A 12,720-nucleotide genomic window follows, 5' to 3' on the forward strand; every position below is an offset into this window, starting at 1 on the left:
ATACATATTAACCCGCGTATGAAAAAACTGCTTTCTTCACTTAGCTTACTGATTATTTTGGCATCCTTTACCACTTTCCAGAAACCAGAGCGGATCATCTTCTTTGGCGATAGTATCACACAGGCTGGCGTGAATCCCAAAGGTTATATCACCATGATGAAGGATATGGTGAAAGCGAAGGGCCTGGAGAATAAATACGATCTCATAGGCGCCGGTATCGGCGGTAATAAAGTGTACGATCTCTACCTCCGTCTTGAAGACGATGTACTGGCCAAAGATCCCTCCACAGTTGTGATCTGGGTAGGCGTGAACGATGTATGGCACAAACGAAGCCATGGTACCGGAACGGACGCCGATAAATTCGAGCGCTTCTACAATGCTATTATTAAAAAATTGAAAGCGAAAAATATAAAGGTGCTGCTCTGCACGCCGGCAGCCATCGGCGAGAAAACAGATTACAGCAATGAACTGGATGGCGATCTTAATAAATATGCAGCCATCATCCGCCAGATCGCAGCAAACAACAATTGCGAACTCATCGATCTGAGAAAAGCATTCCTGGATTATAATCTCGTTAATAATAAAAACAACCAGGAGAAAGGCATTCTCACCACTGATCGCGTTCACCTCAACGACGCCGGTAACAAACTGGTGGCGGAAGAAATGTATAAGCACTTAATTAAATAATTCCCAATTACTTAACAGGCAGGCCGGGGGCGTTCCAACAACAATCCCGGACCTGCTTTGTTATTGATACGTACCTGCATCGCCCGCAATGGCTGTTCCGGTTATTCCCGGTACCCGTAGCGGGTTCATATGACCACCAAAAAAATGTATGTTTGCAGCCATGTACAGGAGCGATCACAAACAAATCCGCATAGCCATCCTCGACCTTTATGAAGGTCAGGCTAACGAGGGTATGCGTTGTATCCGCGAGATCCTGCAGCAGTACGGCAACGCACACCAGCTGGAAATGGTATGGGACGAATTTGAAGTGCGCAAGCTGCAGCAACTCCCCGGTCTCAGTTACGACCTCTATATTTCCAGCGGCGGCCCCGGCTCACCTGTTGACAGCGAAGGCAGCGAATGGGAAAACAAATATTTCAACTGGATCAATACTGTGCAGGAGTACAATCAGCATCCCGGTCATCCGGTGAAAAAGCATGTACTCTTCATCTGCCACTCATTCCAGCTGGCCTGCCGCTATTTCAAAGTGGCAGAAGTGAAAAGAAGAAAAAGTACCGCCTTCGGCGTATTCCCCGTCCACATGCTGGATAAAGGTCATACAGAGCCGCTCTTCGCGGATCTGCAGGATCCTTTTTATGCAGTGGACAGTCGTGATTTCCAGGTGGTCCAGCCCGATCACCAGCGCATCCGCCAGCTCGGCGGCGCCATCCTGGCCATCGAAAAAGAAAGGCCGCATGTTCCCCTGGAACGCGCCATCATGGCCCTCCGCTTCAATGAATACATGGTAGGCACCCAGTTCCATCCGGAAGCCGATGCCGCCGGTATGACGATGTATCTTTTGCGTGAAGACAAGAAACGCACCGTGATCAGCAATCATGGCGAAGCCAAATGGAGCTCCATGATAGAACAACTCAATGATCCCGACAAGATCAGGTATACTTATGCGCATGTGCTCCCCAATTTTTTGAGACTGGCTACTGAAGAATTGATTGGCATTCCCGCTTAATCCGGGTGCCGCCAGTCGCTCGCCTCCGGCGAGTGACTAATATTTGTTCGCCTCCGGCGAACACCGCGTCGCCGGAGGCGACTAAATAAAAGTCACTCGCCGGAGGCGAGCGACTGCAACACTCCGCCCGATTCCGTAACTTCCCTCCAAATTCCAGATCATGGTCCCCAGTCTCCGCAAGTCCTACAACAGTGCGTTTACGCCTGAACGTTACCAGCAATTCCTGAAAGACATGGATAGTGGTTACCCCGGCGCTATCGAATTCCGCGTAGCCGAAACGCCTGTATTCATCAGTAAGGATTTTGCCGCCAAAATGATCGACGCCTGCGAAAACATCGTGGACCTCGTCACAGACCCGTCTTTCAAAGAACTCACCGAACGCGCCATTCCCGATACGGAGCGTGTGCCCCACGAAAATGATCATCCCCATATGATCGCTTTCGATTTCGGCGTCTGCCTTGATGCGAACGGACAACCAGAGCCACAACTCATCGAGCTCCAGGGTTTTCCATCCCTGTACGGATTCCAGGTGTACATGTCGGAGAAATTCAGGAATAATTTCAACATACCAGCAAACTACAGTCCTTTCCTCAATGGACATACGAAAGCATCCTATATTGATGAGCTGAAACAGGTGATACTCGGCAACACGCCCGCCGAAAATGTGATCCTGCTGGAGATCAAACCCGATGAACAGAAAACAAGGATCGATTTCTACTGCACGAAGGATTACCTGGGCATCGAACCTGTTTGCATCACTAAACTGATCCGGGAAGGACGCTCGTTATATTACATGAAGGATGGCGTTAAAACACGCGTACTGCGTATATACAACCGCGTTATATTCGACGACCTGAATGCTCAGAAAGAAGCCCTCGGCTCATTCCTGGATATCACCCAGGATTTAGATGTGGAATGGATCACCCACCCCAACTGGTTCTACAGGATCAGTAAATTCACGCTTCCCTTCATTCAGCATCCCTATGTTCCGGAAAGTTTCTTCCTGAATGAACTGAAGCAATTGCCCGGCAATCTCGGCGAATATGTTTTGAAACCATTATTCTCCTTTGCCGGTCAGGGTGTGGTGATAGATGTAACCCAGGCGGATATCGATGCGGTGAAGGATCCGGAGAACTGGATCCTGCAAAAGAAAGTACAGTATGCCGACATCGTTGATACGCCCGATATTCCCGCCAAAGTGGAGGTCCGCATCATGTATCTCTGGAAGGATGGCTGGGACAGGCCCCGCCCCGCGATCAATCTCGCCCGCCTCAGCAAGGGCAAGATGATCGGTGTCCGCTATAATAAAGACAAAGAATGGGTAGGCGGCACCGTTAGTTTCATTGAACAATAATTACGCAGTTGGCAGTCGCTCGCCTCTGGCGGGTGACTAATATTTGTTCGCCTCCGGCGAACACCGCGTCGCCGGAGGCGACTAAACAAAAGTCACTCGCCGGAGGCGAGCGACTGTGGGCACACGCTGTTAATTTCCCGTCCACCAGTCAGGGCGCTCATCTTCATCTTTTTTCCTAGTGATGAAATTGATGTTCACCACAAAGTGATCGATCTTGTAAAGCATTTCCAGTTCCACTTTGAACAGTTTATAACGATCATCTGCTGTATGGATCTTCAGCATGCTGATGCAGAAATCCTTTTCCTCTGCAGGCGCTTCATATTCCCCATCGAGAAAATACGCGGAGCCATCCACCATTCTCAGTTTGCAACCTTTCAGCTGATTGAAGAGGCGCCGGTACTCTTTCGCCGCGTCTTCGAACTCCTCTGCCTTGTACATGAATCCCTGGTAACTGGCCGTGGTGTCCAGGCCCGAATGATAGTGCGCGATCACGCAGCTCTGTGATCCCGGCAAATTTACGGTGGAAGCGAACTGCGAGAGCTCGCCTTCCCGCAGTACGAGGTCGCCGGTAAGGTGTTTGTAATTGTAAGGGAAGTCGCCCAGGATCTGTTCAACAGCTTTTCCGAAACCCGGATTGGCGGGATCCTTTTTGAACAGGCTCAATTGCGCATGTGCGGTCACGATAGCCATAACGGCTACCAACAGGGTAGAGATTTTTTTCATTGGGTTAGATTTACCGCACAAGTATACGGTATCTCTCTTATTTATTCACAAGTTATTCACGACTATTTGTTGCCGTTAGTAATAGCCCATCGTATTCCTACGAAGGCACGGATACCCTGGTTTGGTGCATATACGTAAGTTGGATCGAAAGTGAGCCGGTAAGGGTTGGGATCACCATTGATACCCGGATCCTGGATCACGCCGGTAATCTCATCTCTCACAACTTTTTTATCGAAAGGATCATGTGAGCGGGCAATCAGGAAGGGGTTACCTTTGGCCGGCGTCCAGTTGAGCAGGTTCTTTACACCGCCGTAAATCTCTATATCATTTTTCAGTTTTTTCGTCACCTGGATATTCTGAATGCTCCAGACCGGAGATTCGGGCTTGCGGGGATCCAGCTCACCCAACAGGGGCAGCAACATCGGACCATAGATATTACCGGTATAATCTACACTCCATCCGCCTTTTTTGAAAGCATAGCTTAACGACCAGTTGCCGCTCCATTTTTCAGTCAGCAATTGTCTTTTTGTTTGTTTCTTACCTTCATTATCATCCTCAGTCAGGGTAACATCCATCAGGGTTAGTCCCAGGCTTGCTTTCAATCCATTGGTAAAACCTGCTTCCAGGTTAGTACTGACGCCTTTTGATACGGAGTAGCCATGCAGGTTATCATAAATGATCTTTTCCGTATTGGTTTCATAGTCCGGAACAATGCGGTTGGTGAAATGGGTGTACCAGGCTGATGCATCGATAGTGAGCCAAAAGGCTTTTGTATAGATACGTTTCACATAGTTGAGGTTCACATTATAACTACGTTCCGGCTTCAGGTCATCCGCAATCTCCACTACCCTTGCACCGGTGAGTGCAGCATGATCTTCAGTAAACAAGTTCACAACCCTGAAACCGGTTCCGGCGTTTAGTCTTATAATATCGTTGGCAGAGGCGTTCCATTTCCAGGCAATGCGCGGTGTAAAGATATTTCCATGCACAGGGTGATGGTCCCAGCGCATGCCTCCCAGCAATTTATGATTGGCGCCAAGCGATAGCTCGTCCTGCACAAATAAGCCAGGTAGCGGCGTACGTTCAGGCTTGTTCTTCAAGGTTAAGGTGTCTAGTGTGGCTGTTGTATTATCGTCATAATCCGTATACCGGAATACCGAACCAAACAACAGATCATGATTGCCGATTGTTTTATCCCAGGTCAGCTGACCAAAAGCTACCTGTTGCTTTGCATTGTAACTGGTATTGCCATAAACAGATCTTTGAACATGTGAGTTGTACGACCAGGAGAACATCAGTTTTTCGCTTACAGGTAACTGGTAGTTACCGATCAGTTCAACACGCGAGGTGTAAATACTCTCGCCATACAGGCTATCCCCTCCCCTGAAACTTTTGTTCCAGCGCATATCTCCCCCCCACCTGTCTTCATACACATACCTTGCGGCCAGGTTCGCCTGCCGGTTATTCTTTCTCTCAAAACTGAATTTATTGAAAACCGAGATCCTGTTCTGCAGCGTCACATCGGTGAAATTATCATCATTCTTATCTACCCTGTTATTGAAATTGAAATAATTCGCCCCCAGCAGTCCTGTTATCTTTTTTGTAGCCTTGTATTTCACGCCCATATCTACATTGTATTCTTTCCAGGAAGTGGCCATAAGATCAACGGATAACAGCGGGGCTTTCAGAGGGTTCTTAGTGATCACATTGATAAGCCCGCCGATTGCTTCAGAGCCATACAGCGATGAAGCAGGACCTTTCACCACTTCTATCCTTTCCACCAATGCGTTTGGTATCCCACTGAGACCATATACAGTACCCAAACTACTAACAATCGGCATTCCATCTATCAGCACCATTGTATATGGACCTTCCAGTCCATTGATATGGATATCGCCTGTATTGCACACATTGCAGTTGAGCTGTGGTCTCACACCGTTCACCTGTTGCAGTGCATCGAAAATCGTAGGGGTAGGATTTCGCCTGAAGAACTGCGGCGTATAAACTTCTACCGGTACCGGGCTGGCCGTTTTCTGTACCGCTTTCATCGTTCCCGTAACCACCACATCCGTAAGCACCTGTGAAGAAGCTTCCAGTAATATGGTAAGATGTGTTCCTGCATATTCAATGGTATCCGTTCTGTACCCGATCCTTGAAATGATAATTGTTGAGTTGGTAACTTCCTTTGGAAGGTTAATCATAAACCGGCCATCATTCCCTACCAGTGTTTTCCTGCCATTACAGGTAATCACCGTTCCCGGCAGCGCTTCGCCTGTAGCCTTATCTTTTACCGTACCTGAAATGCTGCTGAACTGGGCTATCGACTGTACACTTATTATCAGCATCAGCAGCAAATTGATCAACTGTTTCATTTGGTTCTATCTTAAGAAGTTTATGCTTATTTTTAGGCTTGCCTAAAATACTATTTAGTCAAATGTAATATTAATCTTCAGTATCCTGAAAATATTTTTAAGCCTGGCATAAAGCATTGATCTTGAAGACAGCCCGGCAAAAACGAAGGGCCACAAAAAAACCAGCCCGAAGGCTGGTTTCAAAATATCAGACTAACAAACAAAAATGGACTGACAGATTTCCCTATAATAAGATATTTCAATACAAAGCCCCATCCTTATTCTCCCGCGTTGGTTCGTTTCACAGTCATTGTTGCGCACCCCGGGTAAGGCCAGGACTAACCCTGATGAACACCTGATAAGCCCAGGGATTACTTCCATACAATCCTTCCTGTGGTTTCTCCGGCATATACAAAGTTGCCTGTGTTCCTATCGAAAAATCAGTCTTCCCTATCGCAAAAATCTTCCTGTTCAGCCCCAGTGTTATTGCGCTTACCGGGAATTTGCCATCATGACCGAATGTATGTTCTTCCAGGGCGAGTTCTTCTGTTGATTTTTCCACGAATTCATATTTACCGTAGATGGCATTTTTCCTCCAACTGAGGGCGGATTCCGCGAGGAAGGAATGTTCCTGGTGATTCTTGTCTACCCGGTTATAACCCCATACAATAGCCGAGTTCAGTATGGCATCTTTACCGAATCGTTTGGCGTGAATGATACTGGCAGTCGTTCTTTTGACATCTTCATCGGGATGCAGGGGTTCTGGACTTTTCACCAGTCCCTGTGATACCTGGAGGCTCAGCTCTTTGGTGGGATTGTAACTGAGTCTGACTGCCCATGAATCGAATCTCATCTTATCGAAATTGTACCGGTCTTCATCTGGTTCGCGGCCGGTGAAGCTGGAGCCTTCGATCTTGAAGTTCCTATACCTCACACCTACCGTTGCTACACCGAAAGTGATATGCGTGGCGTCCTGCCAGTGGTGGCCAAGTGGGGCGTCGGGATTATAAAGACTGGACGGACGGTGCATGAAAGCCGTTCCACCCAGTGCAGGTTCACCCGGATAACCGAAATAACCGAATACATCGAGATCCTTATTGATGGCATGAGAGTAGCCAACGGATAATTCTGCAAAGAGATCATGAGGGTGTTGACGATCTACCAGTGGTTTTCCTTTCCAGGTTTCGCCGGACTGGAAGAGCAGCGGATAACCATCGCCGCCCATGATGGGCCTGTCTAAGGATAGCATGGCGCTGAAGCGGAACAATCCTTTTTTACCGACAGCAGTTTGCCCCATGCCCATCACCCAGTTGGGAGCGTCGAACTTGTGTGCACCGCGATTACCGGACCTGGCAATATCCTGGTTATTGTAACGCAGGAAGAGATTGCCGTGGACCATGTACATCCATTTCTTTGAATGCAGCATGTAGCCATACATAGGCGCTTCGTCGGGGAGCCAGGCCGTACCTGATCCATTTCGGTTCATTGGCAGGTTCCTGCTGAAAGCGTGCGACATGATGGGCCCACCTTCCTGCATCTTTGAATGATCATGGCGCATATCATCCATTTTGTCCGGCGCTTTCTTTGCCGGAACGGTATCGCGTTCAGCTTCCATTTTGTGGTGCTCATGCTGTGCGGTGGCATTCATCGCAAACAGGCTGAACAATGCTATCGGTAAGATCTTTTTCATATTCGGTATTTTTCGGTTATACCTGATCGTAATACTTAGTGAGCTTCACTGAATTCAGAGATCTGGTAATTACCATACTGTTTCAGTGCCTCCTGTAATGCGGTTGTGTCTACATGTTTGTCCATTGTCACCACGGCCTGGGGCGCTTCTTTTTTTACGTCGGCGCTGATGATGCCGGGAACAGATTCGATGGCGCGTTTAACATTGCTGATGCAGCCTCCGCAGGTAACTCCTGTAACGTTATACTGATGTGTCATACAAAAATGATTTTATGATACAAAGCTACAGCGGGTAAGAAGGGATCATTTGCAGAATTAGGGATGGGTTTTATATTTTTCCTGAAAGCTGCACATTCAGAGAGCAGTCGCTCGCCTCCGGCGAGTGACAAATATTTGTTCGCCTCCGGCGAACCAACCGGGTGCTGCACCTGACTGGTCGCCGGAGGCGACGGAATATAAGTCACTCGCCGGAGGCGAGCGACTGCCACAACCTGATTATTCTTCGCTCACACCATCCAGCGGTTTTCGTTTTTCTCCGCGCAATTGTTTGAAGTGACTGGGTGTTAGTCCGGTCACTTTTTTGAACTGGCTGCTCAAATGCGCCACACTGCTGTAGCCCAGATCGTACGCGATCTGGGTGAGGCTCATTTCATCATATACCAGCAATTCCTTTGCCCGCTCTATCTTCTGCAGGATGAAGAATTGTTCGATGGTGATGCCTTCCACTTCGGAGAAGAGTTTACTCAACGAGGAATAATCGCGGTGAAGGGTGGACGATAAATAATCCGAGAGATTGATCTTCTCCAGTTTATCGGGTTCCTGCACCAGACCGATGAGGGTGGTCTTCATCTTCTCGATGAGTTGCGATGAACGGTCGCCGATCAGTTCAAATCCGAATGCTGAGAGTTTCTTTTCTATATCGTCCATCTGTTCCGGTGTAGCTTCATTCTGAAGTTCCACTTCGCCCAGTCTCATCACCATAACATTATGGCCGAGCTTTTCCAGTTCATTTTTCACCACCCATTTACAGCGGTTACAAACCATATTCCTGATGTGCAGCAACATAATTAAATCAGTTTAGAATTTCTTCCATTTTAATCTGAGACTGTTCCCGATCACACTCACAGAACTGAGCGCCATGGCGGCTCCTGCAATCATCGGGTTGAGCAGGAAACCATTCACCGGGTACAGAACGCCTGCGGCAAGCGGTATACCGATCAGGTTATAGATAAAGGCCCAGAACAGGTTTTGTCGTATAGCCCTCACCGTGCTTCTGCTCAGCGCCAGCGCTTTTGGTATCTGTTGCAGGTCAGAAGAGATCAGGCTCATGCCGGCAGTATCGATGGCAATATCCGATCCTTTCCCCATGGCGATGCTGATATCTGCCTGCGCCAGGGCCTGTGAATCGTTGATGCCATCTCCTACCATTGCTACGATCTTACCCCGGTCCTGCAATGATTTCACAAAGGCAGCTTTGTCTGCGGGCAATGCTTCGGCTTTGAAATCCTGAATACCTACCTGTTCAGCCACGGCGGCAGCTGTTTGCTGGTTATCACCGGTGAACATGAACACATCGATCCCCATTTTCTTCAGCGCCTCCACAGCTTTGGCCGAGCCGGGTTTCACTTCGTCTGCAATAGCGATCACAGCCAGCACTTCATTATCCTGCGCAAAACAGATCACGGTTTTTGCAGCAGCAGCCCATTTGCCGGCAGCTTCCTGCAGACCAGCCGGGATATTCATCTTTTCTTCCAAAGCCATCTTATAGCTCCCTGCCTTATAGGTGATATTGCCAGACTTCACACAGATCCCTTTGCCGGTAATACTTTCAAAAGAGCTCAATTGAACAGGAACAGCATTGCGCTCCTTCAGATATTGTACAACAGCTGTTGCCAGCGGATGTTCGGACTGTTGTTCTGCAGCCAGTAAAATGCCTTCCAGTTCGGGCTGCATATGTTTTGCAGAGGCTTTCCACAGCATATCCGTGACAACAGGTTTACCCGCTGTGATGGTGCCGGTTTTGTCCAGCACGATGGCATTCACCTTATGGCCGAGTTCCAGGCTTTCCGCATCGCGGATCAGGATGCCCTGTTCGGCTCCTTTGCCCACTCCTACCATGATGGCGGTTGGTGTTGCGAGCCCTAACGCACAGGGGCAAGCGATTACCAGAACAGTCACCATCGCCAGCAATCCATGTGTAACGGCATTCTCTCCGCCAGCAAGTACCCAGACGAGGAAAGCGAGGATAGCGATGCCGATCACCACCGGTACAAAGATCCCGGCGATCTTGTCCACCAGCTTTTGTACAGGCGCTTTGGATCCCTGGGCCTCCTGCACCATTCGGATGATATTGGCCAGCATGGTTTCGCTGCCTACTTTATCGGCGCGGAAACGGAAGCTGCCTTTCTGGTTGATGGTGCCGGCAAAAACCGGAACACCTTTAGTCTTGTGTACTGCTACGGGCTCACCGGAGATCATGGATTCATCTACATAAGATTCTCCTTCTTCCACAACACCATCCACCGGGATCTTTTCACCAGAACGCACCAGGATGATATCACCGGGCTGTACCTGTGCCGCCAGCAATTCCACCGGTTCACCGTCTTTGATCACCCACACGGTTTTGGGCTGTAATCCGATCAGTTTTTTGATAGCTGCACTGGTATTGCTCTTGGCCCTTTGCTCCAGCAGCTTACCCACCATGATGAATACGATCACCACAGCGGCGGCCTCGAAGTATACGTGCGGGTGTAAACCGCGACTATGCCAGAAACCCGGGTTCAGCGTATTGAAAACGCTGAACAGGTAAGCGATACCGGTACTCAGCGCCACCAGCGTATCCATATTGGCTTTACGCATGCGCGCCTGTTTCCAGGCATTGATATAAAAAGAACTACCGAAAACGAACAGTACCGGTGTGGTCAATACCCACATGATATAGTTCCCGTAAGGCATATCCATGAAGAACATACCTATAACGGCCACGGGTAAGGTAAGTAAGGCAGCCGCGATGGTTTTCCTTTGCAACTGCTTATATGCCGATGCCTGGAGCTCAGCCTGTTTCTCCGTGGCGTTTTCTTCATCGATGATCAGGTCGTATCCGATACTACGGATCACCTGCTGCATGGCGCTGGTATTCGTCTTTGACGGATCGAACAGTACGCGCACTGATTGTGTGGCAAAATTCACTCCTGCTTCCTGGATGCCTTCCGTTGCGGCCAGCATCGATTCTACGCTAACGGCGCAGGCGGCACAGCTCATGCCGGTTACAGGGATCGTTTTGCTGATAAGTGACTTGGTAGCGGTTTCCATGATAATAAATTGATGTTACAAAGTTATTACGGACCGCTACCAGGCCTGTTACACAATTACAGGAACTGTTTATAGAATTGTGTACTAACGTTTCTTTTTCAGCGCATTAAGGAACACGTATTCAAAGCTTAGCTGCAAACGGTTCTGCGCCATCCGGTTCATATCGCTGTTCAACTGTATGCGATATCCTGCATTCAGCTTGGCAGTACTGTTGAAGATGAACTGAATGGCCGGAGCGAAATCCACATAGAACTTCTTATTGTCAAGGGTCTGCTGTCCCAGTAACTCCGCGTACAGGTTCACGTTAGTCTGCTTATAACTGGTATAATGCCTGGGTAATAGCAGGTAACCTGCAGACAATGAATAATTGAATGCCTGTTCCGGGAATTTTTCCATCCCCACATGATGCAGTGGAGGCTGGCTTTGTATCACCTGCAGGTATGCCAGCGTGGAGGATACAGCCAGCTTGCCCCAGAGTTGCGTGAGGACCAGACCGCCCTGGATGCCGCTCTGGTCGCCATCCAGACTAAGCTCATCATACATCATATCGTTGCGGCTGTAGGATGCTTCGGCAAAGGCCGCCATGCGGAAATGTTTGTGCACATCATCGTTGGAGAGAAAGCGGTACTTGGTGTACAGTTTTGCACTTTCCCAGCGAAGATTATTGGAATACATATCAGACATGGTGGTGGAAGCACGCAACATCCACTCCTTGCTCAATCCCAGCATTAGTTCCGGTATATGCCTTTGCCCGATGCGATCGTTATGCGATGATTTCAGGAACTTCCCGGAATACTTCACACTCACCGATTTTGCAGGCACATTGGAAGCAGGCTCAGAAAACACATAAAGTTCCTGGGCTGTAAGCACATGACCCGTCATGAGCAATAATGCCCCTATAAAAAATTGCTTCATTCGTTAGTCTTAGATGGTTACATGATAGATCCGGCTATTGGCGCTGATGCCGTCTTTGGTGCAGCAGGCAGCAGCCTTCCCGGTTTGAACACAACTCATTTTTGTGGCAGCGCTGATCTTTTTGAAATCTTTGGAGTTCATAAAATCCTTGTCGGCCAGCACAATGGTTTGCGTACCATCCAGGGTCTGGGGTTTGATATTGAGGAAATGATAGTTCTTTCCGCTGATCTGAACATGCGTATCGTTTTCCACTTTTACATTGCTGAAGTTGCCGGTAACGGAAAGTTTGGCTACAGAGAAGCCAGCGTCTTCCACGGCATTTTTCAGTTGATCGAAATCGGCATTGCTTCCTTCTTTGAAATTGATGATGAAGCTGGATGTTTTGATGTCTACATCCACATCTTTCACAAAGGGAAGTTGTTCCAGTGAAGTATTGATGGCTTTGGTACACATGGCACAGGTAAGTCCTGCTGCCTGAAGGGAAGCGCTCTTAAATTGAGCGATACCGGCAAAACTGAGCAGTGTGGCCACTGCCAGGAATAATATCTTTTTCATAAATGCTGTTTTAGTAAGATGATAAGAATGGTTGGGTTACAACTCGGGGACCAGTCGCTCGCCTCCGGCGAGTGACTAATATTTTGTCGCCTCCGGCGACACAGTGCTCGCCAGAGGCGAGCAAATAG

The 12,720-nt window shown here is 48.6% G+C and carries 11 protein-coding genes; 3 read left to right on the top strand and 8 right to left on the bottom strand.

Going from position 1 to position 12,720, the window contains the following annotated elements:
* The first annotated feature begins 18 nt into the window (after positions 1-18).
* The 3 genes from D9Y29_RS01365 (at position 19) to D9Y29_RS01375 (ending at position 3,047) form a co-directional block, all read left to right on the top strand.
* A complete protein-coding gene (locus D9Y29_RS01365) occupies positions 19-687 on the top strand; it encodes an SGNH/GDSL hydrolase family protein (RefSeq protein WP_127124639.1) in 669 nt (222 codons plus the stop codon).
* 148 nt (positions 688-835) lie between these two features.
* Complete coding sequence (locus D9Y29_RS01370) at positions 836-1,693, top strand: type 1 glutamine amidotransferase (protein ID WP_241237821.1); 858 nt, start codon at positions 836-838, stop codon at positions 1,691-1,693.
* Between the two features lie 160 nt (positions 1,694-1,853).
* Positions 1,854-3,047 (top strand): hypothetical protein, encoded by a 1,194-nt coding sequence (locus tag D9Y29_RS01375; protein ID WP_127124640.1) that lies wholly within the window; start codon positions 1,854-1,856, stop codon positions 3,045-3,047.
* Positions 3,048-3,176: 129 nt separating this feature from the next.
* On the opposite strand, the gene D9Y29_RS01380 is transcribed toward D9Y29_RS01375, so the two are convergent.
* The 8 genes from D9Y29_RS01380 to D9Y29_RS01415 form a co-directional block, all read right to left on the bottom strand.
* Entirely contained in the window at positions 3,177-3,770 is a 594-nt protein-coding gene (locus D9Y29_RS01380; RefSeq protein WP_127124641.1) for a hypothetical protein, read from the bottom strand.
* A gap of 62 nt (positions 3,771-3,832) precedes the next feature.
* Entirely contained in the window at positions 3,833-6,142 is a 2,310-nt protein-coding gene (locus D9Y29_RS01385; RefSeq protein WP_127124642.1) for a TonB-dependent receptor, read from the bottom strand.
* A 286-nt stretch (positions 6,143-6,428) separates the two neighbouring features.
* Positions 6,429-7,811 (bottom strand): hypothetical protein, encoded by a 1,383-nt coding sequence (locus tag D9Y29_RS01390; protein WP_127124643.1) that lies wholly within the window; start codon positions 7,809-7,811, stop codon positions 6,429-6,431.
* 35 nt (positions 7,812-7,846) lie between these two features.
* Positions 7,847-8,068, bottom strand: coding sequence for a heavy-metal-associated domain-containing protein (locus tag D9Y29_RS01395; RefSeq protein WP_127124644.1), 222 nt, complete (start codon positions 8,066-8,068; stop codon positions 7,847-7,849).
* Between the two features lie 237 nt (positions 8,069-8,305).
* Entirely contained in the window at positions 8,306-8,875 is a 570-nt protein-coding gene (locus tag D9Y29_RS01400; protein WP_127124645.1) for a helix-turn-helix domain-containing protein, read from the bottom strand.
* A 12-nt stretch (positions 8,876-8,887) separates the two neighbouring features.
* Positions 8,888-11,122: a heavy metal translocating P-type ATPase gene (locus tag D9Y29_RS01405; RefSeq protein WP_127124646.1), complete on the bottom strand. Its 2,235-nt coding sequence runs from the start codon at positions 11,120-11,122 to the stop codon at positions 8,888-8,890.
* 84 nt (positions 11,123-11,206) lie between these two features.
* Complete coding sequence (locus tag D9Y29_RS01410; RefSeq protein WP_127124647.1) at positions 11,207-12,037, bottom strand: hypothetical protein; 831 nt, start codon at positions 12,035-12,037, stop codon at positions 11,207-11,209.
* A 9-nt stretch (positions 12,038-12,046) separates the two neighbouring features.
* Complete coding sequence (locus D9Y29_RS01415; protein WP_127124648.1) at positions 12,047-12,592, bottom strand: heavy-metal-associated domain-containing protein; 546 nt, start codon at positions 12,590-12,592, stop codon at positions 12,047-12,049.
* Positions 12,593-12,720: the final 128 nt, after the last annotated feature.

Origin of the sequence: Pseudoflavitalea rhizosphaerae (genome assembly GCF_003991355.1) — a bacterium.
GTDB lineage: Bacteria > Bacteroidota > Bacteroidia > Chitinophagales > Chitinophagaceae > Pseudobacter > Pseudobacter rhizosphaerae.